The following is a 19983-nucleotide window of genomic DNA, read 5'->3' as shown; positions in this document are numbered from 1 at the left end:
ATCGTCCTTTCATGAGTGCTTTTCGTGCCTATCACTTTGCAGGCGTTATTCGCGCCGGACCGCCGCGCCCTCCAGTTCGCGATCAAGACCTTGATCGGCGGCGGCCTGGCACTGTGGCTGGCATTGCGCTGGGGCCTGGAGCAACCGGCCTGGGCGCTGATGACCGCGTTCATCGTCGCTCAGCCATTGTCCGGAATGGTGGTGCAGAAGGGGCTGGCGCGGCTGCTCGGCACGCTGGTCGGTACGATCATGTCGGTGGTGTTCATGGGGTTGTTCGCCCAGACGCCCTGGCTGTTTCTACTGGCATTGGCGCTGTGGCTCGGGCTGTGTACGGCGAGTTCGACGTTGTTGCGCAGTGCCTGGTCCTATTCATTTGTGCTGGCCGGTTACACGGTGGCGATCATCGCGTTGCCGGCCATTACCCATCCGCTGACGGTGTTCGACCAAGCCGTGGCGCGTTGCACGGAAATCTGTCTGGGCATCCTGTGCGCCACGGCGGCCAGCGCTTTGATTTGGCCGATGCGGGTCGAGCGGCAATTGGCGGATCAGGCTCAAGCCGCCTGGAACAGCGGGATGAACGCGGCGCGTGCCACCTTGGCCGGCGATGCCCAGGCGCGTAAAGGCCTGCTGGAAATCCTCGGGCGCATTGTCGCCGTCGATGCTCAGCGAGAACATGCCTGGTTTGAAGGTGGCCTCGGTCGGCAGCGGGCCCGAGCTATCAGCGGTTTGAGTCAGAAGCTCTTGATGCTGCTGCGCATCGCCCGTTCGGTGCGCCGTCAGTGGAAGCAATTGGAACCAAAGGAAGCCGAACAACTGCAGCCCTGGATGACCGAGGTTCAGGCCGCGCTCAGCGGTGCCGACACCGCGACTCTGCAAGCGTTGCGGCCCAGGTTGCTCGACGCCTGCCATGATCCGCATATCAGCTCCGCGCAGAGTTATTGCCTGGCCCGATTCACTTTGCTGCTCGATACCGCGATGGCGGCGACTGCGGCGTTGAAAGCGGTGGAGGAGGGCCGCGAAACGGTCGACCCGCCACGCACCCTGACGCCGCACCGCGACTTGTCATTGGCGCTGGTGTTCGGTGCGCGCAGTGCCTTGGCGTTTCTGGTGGTGTCGTGCTTCTGGCTGGCGACGGCCTGGCCCGCTGCGTCGGGCGCGTTGGTGCTGACGTGCGTGGTGTGCAGTCTGTTTGCCAGTCGCGAGAACGGCGCGCAGATCGGCATGAGTTTCATGCGGGGGATTTTTCTGGCTATCCCGGCAGCGTTTTTCGTCGGGCAGATTCTGCTGCCGCAATGGAGCGGTTTTGCGTTGCTCTGCATGGGCATGGGCGTGCCGTTGTTTCTCGGTGCGCTGGGCATGGCCAAGCCACAGATTGGCGCCACGGCCACTTCGTTCTGCCTGCACTTCATCGTGCTGGTTGCGCCGCTGAACGCGATGAAATTCGACGTCGCCACGTTCTTCAACAGCGCTCAGGCGATGGTGGTCGGTGTCGGCGCGGCGGTGCTGGCGTTTCATTTGCTGATCCTGCGTAACCCGGCGTGGCATGGCCGCCGTTTGCTGGCGGCAACGCTCGACGATCTGGTACGGCTGACCCGACGCAACCTGCGCGGTGCCGAAAGCTGGTTTGGCGGGCGCATGGCCGACCGCTTGCTGCAACTGGCGCGACACTATCCAGAATTGCCGGAACCGGCGCGCAGTCGCTGGGATGACGGCTTGCTTGGTCTGGATATCGGCGATGAATTGCTACATCTGCGTTTGAGTCTGGCGGTGGCACAGGTGCCAGTCAGTGCGCCTCAACGGCGGTATCTCGAACAGTTGGAAAAAGTCCTCGAGCAAGGTCCCGCAGGCCACTGCGCCGATGCGCTGGAACAGCCCAGCGAAGACTTTTTGAAAACCTTGTATGCATTGCCGCCCAGCGATGCCGTGAAACTGGCCCAAGGCGCCGTGCTGCAATTGCAAAGCAGCTGGCGCGCCTGGTGCCGTCAACAGGAGCAAAGCCATGGGCTTGCGTGAATGGTCGGTGGGCGGCGTGCTGCTTAGTCCGTTTCTGATTTATGTGCTGCTGGCGCTGCTGGTCACCGGCGCCTTGCGCCTGCTGTTGCGCCTGACGCCGATCGGCCGCTGGATCTGGCACGAAGCATTGTTTGATTGCGCCTTGTACGTCTGTGTGCTGACCCTGATCACTGTCGTCCTGGGACCTTTATAAGGAGTAGAAAATGCGTACCCCCGTACGTGTCGCGGTAACCCTGTGCCTGGTGGCGGTGGCGATTTTTGCCGGCTTCCATTTGTGGCAGTACTACATGCTCACGCCCTGGACGCGGGACGCGCGGATCCGCGCTGACGTGGTGGTGATCGCCCCGGACGTCTCGGGCTGGGTGCGTGAGCTCAAGGCGTTCGATAACCAGCCGGTCAAGGCCGGTGATCTGTTGCTGAGCATCGATCGTGACCGTTTCGAAGCGGCGCTGGAGAAGGCCCAGGCGGTGGTGCAGACCCGCCAGCAACAACTCAATCTGCGCGAACGCGAAGCCAGTCGCCGCGCCAGTCTCGGGCCGCAAGCGATCAGTGCCGAGCTGCGCGAGAACGCGCAAATCAACGCCGGTATTGCCCGGGGTGAACTGCGTGAAGCCCAGGCGGAAGCCAAGGTCGCCGAACTCAATCTGGCGCGCAGTCAGGTCCATGCGCCTCGCAGCGGACACATCACCAACCTGCGTCTGGCCCAAGGCAATTACGTGAATGCCGGGCAACCGGTGATGGCGTTGATCGATGATTCGACCTTCTATGTGCAGGCGTATTTCGAGGAAACCAAGCTGCCGCGGATTCGGGTGGGTGATCCGGTGAAAGTCTGGTTGATGAGCGCGGGAGAAGCGCTGGACGGGCATGTGGAAAGCATCAGCCGCGGGATTACCGATCGCAATACCACGCCGGATGGGCAATTGCTGGCGGAGGTTGAGCCGACGTTTAACTGGGTGCGGCTGGCGCAACGGATACCGGTGCGGATCAAGATTGATCAGTTGCCGGAGGGGATGAACTTGAGTTCAGGGATGACGGCGAGTGTGCAGGTGCAGGAGCGGGTGCAACAGTAATACCGAGGTGAAGCCATTCGCGAGCAAGCCCGCTCCCACATTTGATCGTGTCCAACATGGGAATGCGGGTAAATGTGGGAGCGGGCTTGCTCGCGAATGGTGCAGACAACACCTTAGCCGATGCTGATCGCCGGCAGGGTAGGCAATGTCACCGTCTGCTGCTTGCGCGGCGCAAGAATCTCGGCCTCGCCATCCACCACCAATTCATCGCGCTGGTTGAACACTCGAGTGGCAATCCGCACACGAAACTTCGGCAGTTTCTCCAGGATCTCCAGACGCACGGTCAGGGTGTCGCCAATCTTCACCGGCTTCTGAAAGCTCATCTGCTGACCGATATAAATAGTGCCAGGCCCAGGCAACTCGCAGGCCACGGCCGCGCTGATCAGCGCACCGCTGAACATGCCGTGAGCGATGCGCTCCTTGAACATGGTGCCAGCGGCGAATTCGGCGTCCAGGTGCACCGGGTTGTGATCACCGGACATCGCGGCGAACAACTGAATGTCGCGCTCTTCGACCGTCTTGCTGTAACTGGCGGTCTGGCCGACTTCGAGGGCTTCGTAAGGGGTGTTGGTAACCTGGGTCATCTGTTTCAATTCCTGTGACGAATAAAAAAATCCACAAAAAAAACTATTCTGATCTGGGTGGCCGGCGGTGGCTCAGCGCCTGGGCGATCCAGTTCAACACGTCATCGATCACTTCATCGCGGTTGCTTTCGTTGAACAGTTCATGCCGTGCCTGCGGGTAAATAGTCAGTTGCAGGTTCTGGCTGCCGGCCGCGCGCAGCGCATTGGCCAGATCATTCAGACGTTTGCCTTCGCTCACCGGATCACATTCACCGCCAATCACCAGCAGCGGCAGGCCCGGATCAATCTGAGCGAGATTGGACGCTTTGCTGATTTGCTGCAAGCCGCCGAGCAAATCGATCCACAGCTGATTGGTACACCTGAAGCCGCAGAGCGGGTCGTTGGCGTACAGATCAACCTCCGCCGGGTCCCGGCTAAGCCAGTCGAACGGTGTGCGCGCCGGTTTGAATTTTTTGTTGAACGAGCCGAACGACAACCACTCGATCAATGCACTTCGGCCTTTGCCGCCCTGGCGCAGGCGTTCGAGCCGGGCAATCTGTCGCGCCGCGCGATATAGCGCGATGGGCTGGAAGTTCGAACCGCTGAGCACCGCGCCGTGCAGGCTGGCGCTGTGATGCAGCAGATAGGCCTGGGCGATGTAGCTGCCCATGCTGTGGCCGAGCAGCACGATCGGCACGCCGGGATGTTGCTGGCCGATGTGCTGGTTGAGGCTGGCCAGGTCGCCGACCACTTTGCACCAGCCATCGTCGTCGGCGAAATGGCCGAGTGTCCCGTTTTCGGCAGTTTTGCCATGTCCACGCAAGTCTGGCGCGTAGACGCCGTAACCCTGCTCGCAGAATTTCTGTGCCAGACGGGCGTAGCGACCACTGTGTTCGGCCATGCCATGGGCCAGCAGGATCACGGCTTTTAAAGGCGGATCTGGCAGCCACTGGTTGACGTAGAGGCGGCTGCGGTCACTCGCGGTCAGCCAGAAAGTGTCGTGGATCATGGCGATTCCTTTGCATGGGGCTGCCGGGTGGGAAAACAGCTTCGATGCATTGTATAGCGCATCCTGCGCTTGCCGTCTGATCAGGCCACGCCGCTGCAGCAAGATTCACACGGTCAATGACGCCCGTTGGCATATTTGCCTGATTCGCCATAGCTGCTAGTGTCCGTGAAGCCCCGCTCTTCGCTCTTTGTTTTTAAGAAGGACAGAAAAGCGGCCCGGATAGGCTCAGGTAAAGAGGACAAGAACAATGCAACCTGATTTCTGGAATGACAAACGCCCGGCCGGCGTGCCCCTGGATATTGACCTTGGGGCCTACAAGTCGGTGCTTGAGGTGTTCGAGCGTTCCTGCAAGAAATTCGCTGATCGCCCGGCGTTCAGCAACATGGGCGTGACCCTGACCTACGCCGAACTTGAACGCTACAGCCTGGCCTTCGCCGGTTACCTGCAAGCCCACACCGACCTGGTGCCGGGGGATCGCATTGCGGTGCAGATGCCCAACATTTTGCATTACCCGATTGCCGTGTTCGGTGCCTTGCGCGCCGGGCTGATCGTGGTCAACACCAACCCGCTGTACACCGCACGGGAGATGCGTCATCAATTCAAGGACTCCGGTGCCCGGGCGCTGGTGTACCTGAACGTGTTCGGGCAGAAGGTCCAGGAAGTGCTGCCCGACACCGACATCCAGTACCTGATCGAAGCGAAGATGGGTGACCTGATGCCCAGCGCCAAGGGCTGGCTGGTCAATACCATGGTCAGCAAGGTCAAGAAGATGGTCCCGGCCTATTCCTTGCCGCAGGCGATTTCTTTCAAGAGCGCGCTGCGTCTGGGCCGGGGCCTGGGCATCAAGCCGCTGAACGTCAGTCTCGATGACATCGCCGTGTTGCAATACACCGGCGGCACCACCGGCCTGGCCAAGGGCGCGATGCTGACCCACGGCAACCTGGTGGCGAACATGCAGCAGGCGCGGGCGTGCCTCGGGCAGTTCGGCAGCGACGGTCAGCCACTGCTGCGCGAAGGTCAGGAAGTGATGATCGCGCCGCTGCCGCTGTACCACATCTATGCCTTCACGGCGAATTGCATGTGCATGATGGTGACCGGCAACCACAACGTGCTGATCACCAATCCTCGCGACATCGGCGGCTTCATCAAGGAGCTGAAGAAATGGCGGTTCTCGGCGTTGCTGGGACTGAACACGCTGTTCGTTGCGCTGATGGATCATCCGGATTTCAAGACCCTGGATTTCTCCAGCCTCAAACTCACCAATTCCGGCGGCACCGCGCTGGTCAAGGCGACCGCCGAGCGCTGGGAGCAGCTCACCGGGTGCCGCATCACCGAAGGCTACGGCTTGACCGAAACCTCACCAGTGGCCTGCACCAACCCGTACGGCGACAAATCGCGGATCGGCACGGTCGGCCTGCCGGTGCCGGGCACCACGCTGAAAGTCATCAACGATGAAGGCGTCGAGCAGCCCTTGGGCGAACGCGGCGAACTGTGCATCAAGGGCCCGCAGATCATGAAGGGCTACTGGCAGAAACCCGAAGCCACTGCCGAGGTGCTGGATGCCGAGGGCTGGTTCAAGTCCGGCGACATCGCGGTGATCGACCCGGACGGTTTCGTGCGCATCGTTGATCGCAAGAAAGACATGATCATCGTCTCGGGTTTCAACGTGTACCCGAACGAGATCGAAGACATCGTGATGGCTCACCCGAAAGTCGCCAACTGCGCAGTGATCGGCGTGCCGGACGAGCGCTCGGGGGAGGCGGTGAAGTTGTTTGTGGTGGCCCGCGAATCGGGGGTCAGCCTTGAAGAGCTGAAGGCGTACTGCAAGGAAAACTTCACGGCGTACAAAGTGCCCAAGCACATTGTGTTGCGTGAGTCGTTGCCGATGACGCCGGTGGGCAAGATCTTGCGGCGGGAGTTGCGGGATATTGCATAGTCGTTGAATGGTCGCGCTTCGCACGGTTCGCGGGCAAGCCACGCTCCCACAGGGTCATCGCTGATCCTGTGGGAGCGGGCTTGCCCGCGATGCTTTTGAAAGATTAAAAGCCCCGGTTTCAGGGGCTTTTCAGGGTTGTATAGAATCTTTGCTCTAAAATGACTGCTAGCAATTCTTGAGTCACAATTGTGACCATAGAGGCCGCTTTTGGCTCTAGTCGACCCTTGGCAAAGCTGCTACTCTCGGCGCGCTTTGTGACTTCTCGGGCTTATAAAAGCGCTAGATTCACCGACAAACACACACCAATAATAATCGCATCAAATGCGGTGCTGAATTCGCGTTGCTGAGGAGTGGGCTTCCATGAACGAAGACTTTTGGAAGGATAAGTACCCTGCCGGGATTGCTGCCGAGATCAATCCAGACGAGTATCCGAATATTCAGGCAGTGTTGAAACAATCCTGCCAACGCTTCGCCGACAAACCGGCATTCAGCAACCTGGGCAAGACAATCACCTACGGTGAACTGTACGAATTGTCCGGCGCCTTTGCCGCTTACCTGCAACAGCATACCGACTTGCAGCCGGGCGATCGAATCGCCGTGCAACTGCCCAACGTGTTGCAGTACCCGGTGGCCGTATTCGGCGCCATCCGCGCCGGGCTGATCGTGGTCAACACCAACCCGCTGTACACCGCGCGGGAAATGGAACACCAATTCAACGACTCCGGGGCCAAAGCCCTGGTCTGCCTGGCCAACATGGCGCATCTGGCCGAGACCGTGGTGCCGAAAACCGGCGTCAAGCACGTGATCGTCACGGAAGTGGCCGACCTGCTGCCACCGCTCAAGCGCCTGCTGGTCAACAGCGTCATCAAGTACGTGAAGAAGATGGTCCCGGCGTATCACTTGCCCAAGGCCATCAAGTTCAACGACGTGCTGAGCAAGGGCCACGGCCAGCCAGTGGCGGAAGCCAACCCGGCCAGCAGCGACGTTGCCGTGCTGCAATACACCGGCGGCACCACCGGTGTGGCCAAGGGCGCGATGCTGACCCATCGCAACCTCGTCGCAAACATGCTGCAGTGCAAGGCGCTGATGGGTTCCAACCTTAATGAAGGTTGCGAGATCCTGATCACGCCGCTGCCGCTGTACCACATCTATGCCTTCACCTTTCATTGCATGGCGATGATGCTGATCGGCAACCACAACATCCTGATCAGCAACCCGCGCGACTTGACGGCGATGGTCAAGGAACTGTCGAAGTGGAAGTTCAGCGGCTTCGTCGGTCTCAATACCTTGTTCGTAGCGCTGTGCAACAACGAAGGCTTCCGCAAGCTGGACTTCTCTGCACTGAAAGTCACTCTGTCCGGCGGCATGGCCTTGCAACTGGCCGCGGCCGAGCGCTGGAAAGCGGTCACCGGTTGCGCCATCTGCGAAGGTTACGGCATGACCGAAACCAGTCCGGTGGCCACCGTGAACCCGATCCAGCACATTCAGATCGGCACCATCGGTATTCCGGTTCCGTCCACCGTGTGCAAAGTCATTGACGATGCCGGCGTTGAGCAGCCGTTAGGCGAAATCGGCGAACTGTGTGTGAAAGGTCCGCAAGTGATGAAGGGCTACTGGCAACGCCAGGACGCCACCGATGAAATGCTCGACAGCGAAGGCTGGTTGAAGACCGGTGACATCGCGGTGATCCAGCCGGATGGCTACATGCGCATTGTCGATCGCAAGAAAGACATGATCCTGGTCTCCGGTTTCAACGTTTACCCGAACGAACTCGAAGATGTGCTGGCGACCCTGCCGGGCGTGCTGCAATGCGCGGCCATCGGCGTGCCGGACGAGAAGTCGGGCGAGGCGATCAAGATCTTCATCGTGGTCAAGCCGGGCGTGACGTTGACCAAGGAGCAGGTGATGGAGCACATGCGTGCGAACGTGACCGGCTACAAGGTCCCACGCTCCGTGGAGTTCCGCGATGCGCTGCCGACCACCAACGTCGGCAAGATCCTGCGCCGCGAATTGCGCGACGAAGAGCTGAAAAAGCTCAACGGCAAGAAAGTCGGCGCGTAACCCACAAAAAGCCCCGCAGATGCGGGGCTTTTTTCTACCTGATCGTTCCCACGCTCTGCGTGGGAATGCCTCAATGGACGCTCTGCGTCCGCTGTTGGGACGCGGAGCGTCCCCGGCTGCATTCCCACGCAGAGCGTGGGAACGATCGGCACCGGGAGTCGGTGTTACAGGCGGAACGGCGCGAAATTGACGTTGGTGCCCGCCGGGCGCATGTCTTGCAGGTACGAATCCTTGTCCGCGCTCAGTTCCAGGCTCAAAGCGGCTTTGCGCTTGCCTTCGTTGCGCACCACCAGGCCTTCAAGCTTTTCGCGCAGGAACACCGTTGGCACTTTCAGGTGCAGCAGTTCGTCGGTATCCGGCGTGTGCATCAGCAGGTGAACCCATTCGTACTGACCGATGGCCAGACGCGCCACCGGGATATCGAACCACCAGATGTTGCGGTTGCGGTTCAATTCGGTGAAATGGCAGTTGTTGACGCCAAGCACAGCACCGCCAAGTTCCTGGTTTCTGCGGGCAATGGCCTGCTTTTTATCGAGTTTCATAACATTCCTACGGGATTGGATCGTCAGCGCCATGGCCTGAATACGTTGCGCATTCTCGTGGGTTGGTCGGCAAACATAAAGCCTGATCTGCTCGGAACGATGAAATGCGTAACTGAAAATAAATGAAACTCCGCGCAAATGCCCCCGGTCAATCTTTGTGTAACGACTTTTTCCGTTGAATTGTTCACAGGAGAAACACCATGAGCAGCACTGGCGATAAAGTAAAAGGCATGGCCAACGAAGCCGTCGGCAACGTCAAGCAAGGTGTCGGCAAGGCCACTGACAACACTAAACTGCAAGCCGAAGGCAAAGTGCAGGAAAAGAAAGGCGAAGCCCAGCAAGCGGTCGGCAAGGCTAAGGACGCGATCAAGAAAGGCGTCGACAAGGCTTGATTCGGCCTTTGATGAGCAACAGGAACGGCCATCCACGGATGGCCGTTTTTGTGTCAGCCTGAACTTGCGCACGGAAATTGTTTCAAAGTCGCCAAGTAGGCTACTTTGATGTAGAAAACGGCCCCTGAGTCGCCTCGACTTCAACCCAATTTTGCGGCGAAAGGAGACGCTAATGTTTTTCCCTCACATGAAAGGTCTGCGCCTGCACCGGGTCATGGTGCGCACGGTCACCGAATTCGTCGACGACGAGATGTCGACCTATGCCTCGGCATTGGCCTATCAAATGCTGTTTTCGCTGTTTCCCTTCATTCTTTTTCTCATCGCGCTGATCGGTTTTCTGCATCTGCCGGACTTCTTCTCCTGGCTGCGCCTGCAATCCGAGCTGGTCCTGCCGCCTCAGGCGCTGGAGCAGGTGAATCCGGTGATCGACCAACTCCAGCAGTCCAAGGGTGGCTTGCTGTCGATTGGTATCGTGATTGCCCTGTGGACTGCGTCCGCCGGTGTGCGGCTGATGATGAGCGCGATGAACGCCGCCTACGACGTGGTCGAAGGCCGGCCCGCGTGGAAGCGTTTTCCGCTGTCGATCATCTACACGGTCGGCATCGCCGGCATGCTGTTGATCGCCGCCGCACTGATGGTGCTCGGGCCGCAATTGATGGGCTGGATTGCCGCGCAAGTCGGCATGGAAGACTTTATCGTGACCCTGTGGACCATCGTGCGCTGGCCAGTGGTGGTGATTCTGCTGATGGTGGCCGTGGCGCTGATTTATTACGTCATGCCCGACGTCAAACAGGAGTTTCGTTTTATCACCCCAGGCTCGGTGCTGGCGGTGGTGGTGTGGATCCTCGCCTCCGTGGGCTTCGGTCTGTACGTCAAGGAGTTCGCCAACTACAACGCCATGTATGGCAGTATCGGCGCGATCATCGTGCTGTTGCTCTACTTCTACATTTCCGCCGCGGTGCTGTTGCTGGGCGCGGAGATGAATGCGGTGATCGAGCACATGTCGACCGAAGGCAAGAACGATGGCGAAAAAGTCCCCGGTGAACTCGCCCACGAAGAACCCAAGCACCACGTTTCGGGATTGGGTCGGGATCACTCGATCAAACCCACCACTGACGAAGTCACCAAATGATCCGTGAAATCCTGAAAATGGGCGACGAGCGCCTGCTGCGCATTGCCCCGCCAGTTCCGGCAGAAATGTTCGACAGCCCGGAACTGTGGCAGTTGATCGACGACATGTTCCAGACCATGGAAAGCGTCGGCGGTGTTGGTCTGGCCGCGCCGCAGATCGGTGTCGATCTGCAACTGGTGATCTTTGGCTTCGAGCACAGCGAACGCTACCCGGACGCTGAAGCGGTGCCGCAGACCATCCTGATCAACCCGCTGATCACGCCGTTGAGCCCGCTGATGGAGGAGGGTTTTGAAGGCTGCCTGTCAGTGCCCGGCCTGCGCGGTGCGGTGGATCGTTATCAGCAGATTCGCTACGAAGGGTTCGATCCCAAGGGCCAGCCGATTGTGCGGATCGCCGAGGGATTCCATGCGCGGGTGGTGCAGCATGAGTGCGATCACCTGATCGGCCGGCTGTACCCGTCGCGGATTACCGACTTCAGCAAATTCGGGTTCACCGAAGTGATGTTTCCGGATCTCGACCCGAACGCCGACGACTAACCCATCTCTACAATCCGCCGCTCCCACAGGAGATCTCCATCAGTCCGACGTCTGATGTTTGGCCAGGCCCATGGCAATCATGGGTTTACTGCGTGCGTAACGGCTCAAGCGTTCGGTCATGGCATAAGGCATTTGTGGATCGAAGGAAAATCCCTGGCGTTCATAAAAACCACGCAAGTCGGGATGGCAGAACAGCCAGACCGGTTGCTCGAGCCCGCTCACCGCTGCGGCCATCAACGCCGCCGCGATCCCTTGCTCCCGACACGCCGGATCGACGAACAACCCCGTCAACCAATGCCCACCCGAGACCGGACGCAAGCACAACGCGCCAATGATCTCATCGCGTCTGGCAACCCACAGTTGAGCGTCGCGGACCGCTTTCATCGACGATTGGTGGGCGCGATAAAACTTGTTCATCAACGGCCATAACGGCTCGGCGAGCAGGGTGTATTGGGTGTCGGGCATGGGTTTGATCTGTCGGTGCGCAAAGCGGGCGATTATAAAAGAACGCGCGGCCGGGGATAGGTGTATACCTGATCTCACATCCCGTATGAGTGGAGTAAGTATCATGGCCAAAGGCATGGATTCAAAAAAAGCAGCAAAGAAGAAGCCGGCGAAAACCGCCGATGAAAAGCGCGCAGACAAGAAGGCCAAGAAGGTGGATGTGTTCGGTCATTGATCCCGCGACAAGGGAGCCCGGCCCTCGGGCTCCTGCTGCATGTCTAACGAAATAACCAAATAATCTGCAAGATTTCCCTGCGCCATTGCACAGAGGGGGACTGGTCCCCGATCTGAGCAACGCCATGCCCCATTACTTCGATGCCACCCACCGAGAAGAAATCGACACCCTGCGCCAACGCCTGACCGCCCGCACTGAGTGGCCGACCTGGCTGTTGTTGATCGGCGTGTATGCCGGTTGGTTCAGCATCGTGCTGGCGAGTGAGCGTTTGGGGCTGTGGTGGAGCACGGTGTTGCTGATCCCGCTGGTGGTGCTCTGGTTGTCGGTGCAGCACGAATTGCTTCACGGGCATCCGACCCGTTGGACATTGCTCAATAAAGTCCTCGGTTACGCCCCGTTCGCCGTCTGGTATCCCTACACCCTGTATCGCGATAGCCATTTGCTGCATCACCGCGACGAAGACCTGACCCTGCCCGGTCGCGATCCGGAAAGCCGTTACCTGACGGCCAAGCAGTGGCAGAGCAGTTCGCTCTTTGAACAAGGCTTGCACTGGCTGAACAAAACCGTACTCGGGCGCTTCATGCTTGGCGCGCCGCTGGCCTTGGTGGCGCTGGCGAAGGAAGAACTGCAGCGGCTGACCAACGGTGAACGACAGGCGTGGTTGATGTGGTTGACCCACGGCGCGCTGACCCTGCTGATGCTGGTGTTCATCGCGCGCTACAGCGTGCTGCCGGTCTGGCATTACTTGTTGCTGATCAGCGTGCCGGCGCTGTCGATTGCGATGATTCGCTCCTACTATGAACACCGTCCACACGCCGCACCCGAGCAACGCACCGTGCTCAACGAAGCGGCCTGGCCGTGGCGCTGGCTGTTCCTGAACCTCAATTTTCACCTGGTGCATCACGACTTGCCGGGCCTGCCCTGGTACGACTTGCCACGCGCCTACCACGCGCGCCGCGAGCAATGGGTGGCGCGCAGTGGTGGGTTTCTGGTGCAGGGTTACGGGCAGTTGTGGCGGGAGAATGGCGTGAAAGCCATTGATAGCCCGAGGCATCCATTTCACTGATCGCGAATGAGGTCCCCTGTGGGAGCGGGCTTGCTCGCGAAGGCTGAGTGTCAGTCGACATCCTGGGTGCCTGACAGGACCCCTTCGCGAGCAAGCCCGCTCCCACAATGAGAATTTCGTTGGATGGAAGATTTTGATGACACTACACATCGCCGAATTACTGATGTACGTCGCCCCCGAGCCGATCCGCGCGGCGAACGAGCGCTGGCTTTCGCGCATCCTCGATCACCTGGGCCATTCCCGTTTGAGGGCCGAAGGCCTGTCGCTGTCCGAACTCTGGCTCTCGCCGGATCTGCTGCTGACCCAAACCTGCGGCTACCCGCTGATGACCGCCTTGCGCGGTAAAGTCCGGGTCATCGGTCGGCCTCGTTATGAACTCCCCGACAGCAACGGCGGCAACCATTGCAGCCTGCTGCTGAGCCGCGCCGATGATCCACGGCGGACATTGCCCGACTTGCGCGGCAGTCGCGGGGTAATCAATGGCGAAGACTCCAACAGCGGCATGAACCTGTTGCGCCACCGACTGGCGCCGCTGCATCGCGACGGGCAGTTTTTTTCCAGTGCCGCCATCAGCGGCAGCCACCGCGAGAGCCTGCGCTGGCTGCGCGAGGGGCTTGCAGACCTGGCGGCCATCGACAGTGTGACCTTCGCTTATCTGGCGCGGCATGCCGACAAAGAGGTCGCCGGCCTGCGCGTCGTGGCCCGAAGTGCGTTCAGTCCGACCTTGCCGTTCATCACGGCCGAGACGCTGACCGATGAACAGGTTGAAGCGCTTCGGCAGGCGATGAACACCTCATTGCAGGAGTTGCCCGATGTGGCGGAAATCCTCGGCCTGCAAGAAGTGCTGCCGGCTACCGAGAGCGACTATCAAGTCATTCTCAATTACCAGCAGGAGGCCGAAGCGTTGGGGTATGGGCGATTGCGGTAGGTAGTGTGAAATGATCGCAGCCTCGTTTCACTCGACAGCTGCTACAGATGGACACCGATCTCCTGTAGCAGCTGTCGAGTGAAACGAGGCTGCGAGCTTTTGATGTCTAATTCACAAATAGAATATAAAAATACGTTTTAAGTATTATTAAAGAATAAGTCTCCTTGCTAGGATCGCGCCACCGGATCACCGGACATTCAGCGACCCCTAACCCTTGGAGCCTCTATGTCCGGCACCGACGTCTCCCATCGTAACTACGTGGACGGATTGTTCCGCGCTCATTACCCCTGGCTGTGCGCACGCTTGCACCGGTATTCGGGGGCCGGTTTCAGTGTCGAAGACATCGCCGCCGAAACCTTCGCGCAATTGCTTGAATCCCCAAGTCTGACACCGATCCGCGAGCCTCGCGCCTTGCTCACCACCATTGCCCACCGGTTGATTTATCAGCTATGGCGCCGTCGTGATCTGGAGCATCAGCACCTCGATCAATTGCAGCACATCGATACGCAGCACGTGAAATCGCCTGAGGAGCTGGTGCAACTGAGCCGGGCATTGCAGGGCCTCGACCAGACGCTTGATCGCTTGCCGGGCAAAGTCCGGGCGACCTTCCTGATGTCCCGCATCGACGGCCTGACCTACCCGCAAATCGCCGCCGAACTGGGCATTTCCCAACGCTCGGTCAGCGTTTACATGACCCGCACCCACGCCTTGTGCGCCCAGCACAGCGCCAATCAACCCCTGACCCAGAGGTCCGCATGAGATCGATCAAAACCCTGCTCGGCAGTTCGCTGCTGGCCCTGAGCCTGGTGGCTACTCACGTTCCGGCAGCCGAAAAAACCGCGCCGATTCACTTCGGTGACATCACTTGGGAGAGCGGGAGCCTGATCACCGAAATCCTGCGGCTGATCGTCGAGAAAGGTTACGGCTACCCGACCGACACGTTGCCGGGCAGCACCGTCAGCCTCGAAGCGGCGTTGGCCAAGAACGACATTCAGGTGATCGGCGAGGAGTGGGCCGGGCGCAGTCCGGCGTGGGTCAAGGCGTCCGCCGAGGGCAAGGTGTTCGGTTTGGGCGACACCGTGAAGGGTGCCACCGAAGGTTGGTGGGTGCCGGAATACGTGATCAAGGGCGACCCGGAACGCGGCATCAAACCGCTGGCTCCGGAGCTGAAATCCGTCGCCGACCTGGCCCGTTACAAGGACGTGTTCCGCGACCCGGAAGACCCGAGCCGCGGACGTTTCCTCAACAGCCCGACCGGCTGGACCTCGGAGATCGTCAACAGTCAGAAACTCAAGGCCTATGACCTGACCGCCAGCTACGTCAACTTCCGCACCGGTTCCGGCGCGGCGCTGGATGCGGAGGTCGCTTCGTCGATCCGCCGCGGCAAACCGGTGCTGTTCTACTACTGGTCGCCGACGCCGCTGTTGGGCCGTTTCAAACTGGTGAAACTCGACGAGCCACCGTTCGACGCTGAAGCCTGGAAGACCTTGGCCGATGCTAAAAATCCAAATCCCAAAGGCACGCGTTCGATGCCGGCGAGCCTGGCGATTGGCGTCTCGGCGCCGTTCAAGGCGCAGTACCCGGACCTGGTGGCGTTCTTTGAAAAGGTCGATTTACCGATCGATCTGCTGAACCAGACGCTGGGGCAGATGAGCGAGAAACGCCAGCAACCGCGACAAGTGGCCGAGGCGTTTTTGCGCGATCAGCCGGCTATTTGGAAAGCCTGGGTGCCCGGGGAGGTGGCGACCAAGGTGAGTGCGAGTTTGTAGTTTTTCCGGATGATTTTGCGGTGTATGGACTACCGCATTCGCGAGCAAGCCCGCTCCCACAGTGGATTCGGGTGTACACAAGTACTGTTCCACAGGAGGTCCCCTGTGAGAGCGGGCTAGCTCGCGAATGGTCTTAAGTCCTACACCAACTCCGCAGCCAACGCCGCTTTCACGGCAGGCCGTGCATCAATCCGCGCCTGAAACCGCTCCAACCCCGGCCACTGACCCAGATCAATCGCGAACAAAGACGTCCAGCGCAACACCGTAAACAAATACGCATCAACCACGCTGAAATCACCCATCAAATAATCCTGCCGCTCCAGCGTCTGGTTCAGCACCGCCAACCGCTTGAACAGCTTCTCTTTGATCTGCACCTTCACCTCATCCGCAAACTGCGAATTGAACAGCCAACCCAACCCTCCATGAATCTCCGTCGAGACGAAATTCAACCACTCCTGCAGCCGTACCCGTTCGAACGTCCCGTTCGCCGGTGCAAGGTTCGACTCGGGTCGCAGATCCGCCAGGTATTGCAGAAGTGCCGGTCCTTCGGTCAGCACCTCGCCGTTATCCAATTGCAAGGCAGCGACATAACCTTTTGGGTTGATCGCGAGGAAGTCAGCGCCGGTCTCGGTTTTCTTGGTCCTGTTATCGACACGTACCAACTCGAAGGGCAAATCCAGTTCGCGCAGCACAATGTGCGGCGCCAGCGAGCAGGCATTCGGGGCGTAATACAACTTCATCGGCAAGGCTCTGGTGAGGGATTTGCGCCAGTGTCATAGTGCGCGGCACCCCCGGTAAAATTAATCTTTCAGAGCGCTGCCATAAGGAAAGCTACTGCCATGATGAATCTGATGCACTGGCGAATGGTGGTGGCGGTGGCGGACACCGGCAACATTACCCGAGCCGCCGAACGGGTCGGCATGACCCAGTCCGGTGCCAGCCAGGCATTGGCGTTGATCGAGGACACCCTTGGCGTTCAGCTGTTCAGCCGGGAGAATCGCCAGACCCTGCCGACGGCCATCGGCCTGCCGGTGATCGAGCAGGCGCGCATGATGCTCGGCGCCCTGGAAAACATTCGCAGTACCGTCGATGCCGCCAGAGACATCCAGCGCGGGACTATCCGCCTCGCCAGTTTTCCCATGGTGCTGGCGACTTTTCTCCCGCCGCTGTTGCGTCGGTTCAATCGCTTGTATCCCGGCATCCAGGTGGTGGCGCTGGAGGTTAGCGACGATGAAGTGGAAGCCCTGCTTGCAGCCGGGCTGGTCGATGTCGGCGTAGTGTTGAATCCGCCGCCCGAGCGCAATGCCGGACGATTGGGGCGCGATGCGTGGATGGCGGTACTGCCCGGCGGGCATCCGCTGGCCCGCCGTTCGAACGAGGAGGGCGTGACCCTTGCGGAGTTGGCCGGACAGCCTTTTGTACTGGCGACGGGCGGTTGCTCGACCAATGCCCGCAGCCTCGCCGCCGAGGCCGGTTTGCAGTTGAGCGATGTGCGAGTCGAGGTCCGTGAATGGAGCAGCGCGTTCACGCTGGTGCGCGAAAACATTGGTGTCACCCTGGTGCCGGAAATGACCTTGCCGGGTAATCGCCAAGGCTTGCGCGTGGTGCCCGTATATCCGCGAATCCATCGCGAGTTCGCCCTGGTGGCCGCCCCCGACAAAAAAACCTCGCCAGTGGTGCAGGCATTGCTGGACATGCTCGCTGAACCGATTTTGTCCTCAATACTGGCCGACTAGTGGCCTTGCGTCCCTGTAGTGGCTGGCTAAGCTGACTTGTAGCTGATCATGTCGCTCGCCATATGAAGAGGGCGCAGCAAGAGTGCCCACCCCGAGGCACCGACACGGAGCAACAAGGAGCTGGCCGGTAAAGGGAGTTATTTATGAAAACGTTAGGGCTGGCCCGGTCCCGGGCTATCAAGAGAAGGATGTCTTGATAAGAGCGTTGCTACATGGACCCTCCGATTGAACATCATTGATCACCTGACAATTCCTCCCCTGGAGGAACGCGTGTGCCTGTTCCATAGAACGATGTGGTGGATCCGTTGAAAGACCAAAGAACTTTCATCAATCAAAAAAACGCGCTGAAGGTGATACGACCATGTTTAACCTACATCACAAGGCTGACCTGCTGGAAATCCAACGATTCAGTTGTGCGCTGACCGAGGCCAACGCCAAGTTGGCGGCGGTGAGTCGATCAATGGCGATGATCGAGTTCACCCCGGAAGGCATCGTGCTCGATGCTAACGACAACTTTTGCAGTGTCATGGGTTACAGCGCCGACGAAGTGCGCGGCAAACATCACCGGATCTTTTGCGAAGAAACGTACTACCGCAGCGACGCTTACGCGAAGTTGTGGCGGGACCTGGCCCGTGGCGAACCGGTCAGCGGCACTTTTTTACGGCTGAACAAGAAAGGCAAAGAGATCTGGCTTGAAGCCAGTTACATGCCGGTGTTCGGTCCCGACCGCCAGGTTAAAAGTGTGATCAAAGTCGCCACTGACATCTCCGCCAGGGTGTACAAGGAACACGAAGAAGAAAGCATGCTTTCCGCGATCGGCCGTTCCATGGCGGTGATCGAATTCACCCCGGAAGGTAAAGTCATCGCAGCCAATGAAAACTTCCTCAAGACGATGCATTACTCGCTCAACGAAGTGGTGGGTCAGCACCACAGCCTGTTTTGCCACCGCGCCGAAGCCGAGTCGCAGCCTTACAAAGCGTTCTGGGCTTCACTCAATCGCGGCGAATATCACTCCCATCGTTTCGAACGCAAAGACAAACACGGCCATACCGTATTCCTCGAAGCCTCCTACAACCCATTGTTCGACGCCAAGGGCCGGCTGTACAAAGTGGTGAAGTTTGCCAGCGACATCACCCAGCAAGTGACCACTTTGCAAACCGCTGCGGAATCGGCTCACAGCACTTCAGTGCAAAACGATGCCTGCGCGCAGAAAGGTTCTCAGGTGGTGCAGCAAACCGTGCAGATTATTCAGGACATTTCCCGGGATCTGAACGAAGCTGCGCTCAGTATCGATGCGGTCAGCAAACAGTCCGACATCATCGGCACCATCGTGCAGACCATCCGCGGCATTGCCGACCAGACCAACTTGCTGGCGCTCAACGCGGCCATTGAAGCCGCGCGAGCGGGGGAGCACGGGCGAGGATTTGCCGTCGTGGCCGATGAAGTGCGCAGTCTTGCGGCACGCACGAGCCAGGCGACGCTGGAGATTGTCGACGTGGTGCGCAAGAACCATGATCTGTCGTTGAGCGCGGTGTCGAGCATGCAGTCGAGCTTGAGCCGAACCGGACTTGGCGTGGAACTGGCGAATGAGGCGGGGGAGGTGATTCTGGAGATTCAGCAGGGCTCGCGGCATGTGGTGGATGCGATCAGCCAGTTCAGCGAGACGTTGCAGCTGAACTGACCGCGACGCGTTCTATGTAGCAGCTGGCGAAGCCTGCGTCCGGCTGCGCAGCAGTCGTAAATCCTACTTGCACGGACTACCTGACACACCGCAGGTTCTGATTTTACGACTGCTTCGCAGCCGGACGCAGGCTGCGCCAGCTGCTACATAAAGCACGTTGTTGCAGGGCTATCAAAGCGAAGCGAGGAACTTGTCGACCACCTGGCTGCTGCCTTTCTCACTGCTGCCGTTTTCTTTCTCGGCCTGCGCGAGTTTGATTTTGTCCTCCATGCGCTCGGCGATCTCTTTAGCGATCGTCTGTTGTTTTTCCGGCGGCATTTGCTCGACTTCTTCTTTCGTCAAACCCATCTCTTCCAGAATGGAATCCTGGATGCGCTGTTCCGGCGTTTTGCTCATGTATTCCTTGAAGGCGTTCGAGGCCGGGCTGTCACTGGACCTGAATTGGCCATCGGCGGGCGGTCGGGATGAGTCGGCGGTTTGCAATGCTACACGGGTTTTAGCGAACGCTTCATCAACGTTGTCGCTGATCTTGCTCGCCTCACTGACTTGTTGCGTGGCCTGCTGGGTCGCGGATGTCTGGACCTGTGCCTGAACATTGGTTTGCAGGGCTTGCATCACCGAGCTCTGAAGGCCGCTTCCCTCAGCGGTTTCGGCGAGCGGATCCTTGCCCCACCGCTTGGGCAAGGGAAGGTTTTGCATGTGTTGTTTTGCACTGACCAACATGATGAGTAGACCTTGTAGTGGTTGTGGTGCAGTGCTTTCAGCAAATAGTATGCCTATATAAAAAAGACTATATATATCAGTTTGTTATGGTGTTTTGGCCAGGCGGACGGTGAACGTTTTGCGGTTAATCTTTGCCGCCGGGCGGCA

20 protein-coding genes and 1 pseudogene are annotated in these 19983 nt (G+C 59.2%); 15 read left to right on the top strand and 6 right to left on the bottom strand.

The features are described from left to right. Positions 1 to 24: 24 nt before the first annotated feature. The 3 genes from ACA072_RS22150 to ACA072_RS22140 are packed head-to-tail and all read left to right on the top strand — an operon-like array spanning position 25 to position 3083. On the top strand, positions 25 to 2013 hold the full coding sequence (locus ACA072_RS22150) for an FUSC family protein (protein ID WP_497620591.1): 1989 nt from the start codon (positions 25 to 27) through the stop codon (positions 2011 to 2013). After that, the gene (locus ACA072_RS22145; protein WP_497620589.1) at positions 2000 to 2206 is read left to right on the top strand and encodes a DUF1656 domain-containing protein; all 207 of its coding nucleotides are present in this window, start codon (positions 2000 to 2002) and stop codon (positions 2204 to 2206) included. The genes ACA072_RS22150 and ACA072_RS22145 overlap by 14 nt, the downstream gene beginning before the upstream one ends. A 10-nt stretch (positions 2207 to 2216) precedes the next feature. Beyond that, complete coding sequence (locus ACA072_RS22140; RefSeq protein ID WP_497620587.1) at positions 2217 to 3083, top strand: efflux RND transporter periplasmic adaptor subunit; 867 nt, start codon at positions 2217 to 2219, stop codon at positions 3081 to 3083. Between the two features lie 113 nt (positions 3084 to 3196). On the opposite strand, the gene ACA072_RS22135 is transcribed toward ACA072_RS22140, so the two are convergent. Both ACA072_RS22135 and ACA072_RS22130 read right to left on the bottom strand, forming a co-directional pair. Further along, positions 3197 to 3667: a MaoC family dehydratase gene (locus ACA072_RS22135; protein WP_008151121.1), complete on the bottom strand. Its 471-nt coding sequence runs from the start codon at positions 3665 to 3667 to the stop codon at positions 3197 to 3199. A 43-nt stretch (positions 3668 to 3710) separates the two neighbouring features. After that, the gene (locus ACA072_RS22130) at positions 3711 to 4655 is read right to left on the bottom strand and encodes an alpha/beta hydrolase (RefSeq protein ID WP_497620585.1); all 945 of its coding nucleotides are present in this window, start codon (positions 4653 to 4655) and stop codon (positions 3711 to 3713) included. A gap of 247 nt (positions 4656 to 4902) precedes the next feature. On the opposite strand from ACA072_RS22130, the gene fadD2 reads away from it, so the two are divergent. Further along, the gene (gene fadD2 / locus ACA072_RS22125) at positions 4903 to 6591 is read left to right on the top strand and encodes a long-chain-fatty-acid--CoA ligase FadD2 (RefSeq protein WP_497620583.1); all 1689 of its coding nucleotides are present in this window, start codon (positions 4903 to 4905) and stop codon (positions 6589 to 6591) included. A gap of 360 nt (positions 6592 to 6951) precedes the next feature. After that, the gene (fadD1, locus tag ACA072_RS22120) at positions 6952 to 8652 is read left to right on the top strand and encodes a long-chain-fatty-acid--CoA ligase FadD1 (protein WP_497620581.1); all 1701 of its coding nucleotides are present in this window, start codon (positions 6952 to 6954) and stop codon (positions 8650 to 8652) included. A 164-nt stretch (positions 8653 to 8816) separates the two neighbouring features. On the opposite strand, the gene ACA072_RS22115 is transcribed toward fadD1, so the two are convergent. Then, on the bottom strand, positions 8817 to 9194 hold the full coding sequence (locus tag ACA072_RS22115; RefSeq protein ID WP_109634211.1) for a hypothetical protein: 378 nt from the start codon (positions 9192 to 9194) through the stop codon (positions 8817 to 8819). A 200-nt stretch (positions 9195 to 9394) separates the two neighbouring features. Here ACA072_RS22115 and ACA072_RS22110 point away from each other — a divergent pair, with 200 nt between their 5' ends. The 3 genes from ACA072_RS22110 to def all read left to right on the top strand — a co-directional run bounded on the left by ACA072_RS22110 (position 9395) and on the right by def (position 11254). Then, entirely contained in the window at positions 9395 to 9586 is a 192-nt protein-coding gene (locus tag ACA072_RS22110; RefSeq protein ID WP_003227408.1) for a CsbD family protein, read from the top strand. Positions 9587 to 9758: 172 nt separating this feature from the next. Then, positions 9759 to 10718: a YihY/virulence factor BrkB family protein gene (locus ACA072_RS22105; protein ID WP_497620579.1), complete on the top strand. Its 960-nt coding sequence runs from the start codon at positions 9759 to 9761 to the stop codon at positions 10716 to 10718. Beyond that, complete coding sequence (def, locus tag ACA072_RS22100) at positions 10715 to 11254, top strand: peptide deformylase (RefSeq protein WP_497313176.1); 540 nt, start codon at positions 10715 to 10717, stop codon at positions 11252 to 11254. The genes ACA072_RS22105 and def overlap by 4 nt, the downstream gene beginning before the upstream one ends. Before the next feature lie 39 nt (positions 11255 to 11293). Here the strand turns inward: def and ACA072_RS22095 are convergent, their stop codons facing one another. Next, positions 11294 to 11719, bottom strand: a complete 426-nt coding sequence (locus ACA072_RS22095) for a GNAT family N-acetyltransferase (RefSeq protein WP_497620577.1) — start codon at positions 11717 to 11719, stop codon at positions 11294 to 11296. 338 nt (positions 11720 to 12057) lie between these two features. Here ACA072_RS22095 and ACA072_RS22090 point away from each other — a divergent pair, with 338 nt between their 5' ends. From ACA072_RS22090 to ACA072_RS22075, 4 genes are all read left to right on the top strand, one after another. Beyond that, positions 12058 to 12999, top strand: a complete 942-nt coding sequence (locus ACA072_RS22090) for a fatty acid desaturase (protein WP_497620575.1) — start codon at positions 12058 to 12060, stop codon at positions 12997 to 12999. 136 nt (positions 13000 to 13135) lie between these two features. Next, positions 13136 to 13927 (top strand): phosphate/phosphite/phosphonate ABC transporter substrate-binding protein, encoded by a 792-nt coding sequence (locus ACA072_RS22085; RefSeq protein WP_497620574.1) that lies wholly within the window; start codon positions 13136 to 13138, stop codon positions 13925 to 13927. Between the two features lie 225 nt (positions 13928 to 14152). After that, entirely contained in the window at positions 14153 to 14686 is a 534-nt protein-coding gene (locus ACA072_RS22080) for a sigma-70 family RNA polymerase sigma factor (RefSeq protein WP_497620573.1), read from the top strand. Next, entirely contained in the window at positions 14683 to 15696 is a 1014-nt protein-coding gene (locus ACA072_RS22075) for an ABC transporter substrate-binding protein (RefSeq protein WP_497620572.1), read from the top strand. The genes ACA072_RS22080 and ACA072_RS22075 overlap by 4 nt, the downstream gene beginning before the upstream one ends. A 140-nt stretch (positions 15697 to 15836) precedes the next feature. On the opposite strand, the gene gstA is transcribed toward ACA072_RS22075, so the two are convergent. Then, on the bottom strand, positions 15837 to 16436 hold the full coding sequence (gene gstA / locus ACA072_RS22070; RefSeq protein WP_497620570.1) for a glutathione transferase GstA: 600 nt from the start codon (positions 16434 to 16436) through the stop codon (positions 15837 to 15839). 99 nt (positions 16437 to 16535) lie between these two features. Here gstA and ACA072_RS22065 point away from each other — a divergent pair, with 99 nt between their 5' ends. From ACA072_RS22065 to ACA072_RS22055, 3 genes and pseudogenes are all read left to right on the top strand, one after another. Then, a complete protein-coding gene (locus ACA072_RS22065) occupies positions 16536 to 17432 on the top strand; it encodes a LysR family transcriptional regulator (protein ID WP_497620569.1) in 897 nt (298 codons plus the stop codon). Between the two features lie 361 nt (positions 17433 to 17793). Then, positions 17794 to 18570, top strand: a pseudogene (locus tag ACA072_RS22060) (PAS domain-containing protein); the annotation flags it as partial. Continuing rightward, entirely contained in the window at positions 18544 to 19113 is a 570-nt protein-coding gene (locus tag ACA072_RS22055; protein WP_257605256.1) for a methyl-accepting chemotaxis protein, read from the top strand. The pseudogene ACA072_RS22060 and the gene ACA072_RS22055, both read left to right, overlap by 27 nt. Before the next feature lie 171 nt (positions 19114 to 19284). Here ACA072_RS22055 and ACA072_RS22050 read toward each other — a convergent pair whose 3' ends face one another. Then, positions 19285 to 19836 (bottom strand): hypothetical protein, encoded by a 552-nt coding sequence (locus tag ACA072_RS22050; RefSeq protein ID WP_497620568.1) that lies wholly within the window; start codon positions 19834 to 19836, stop codon positions 19285 to 19287. Positions 19837 to 19983: the final 147 nt, after the last annotated feature.

It is taken from the genome of Pseudomonas sp. LBUM1656 (genome assembly GCF_059716065.1).
This window is presented reverse-complemented; position numbering and strand designations above follow the sequence as displayed.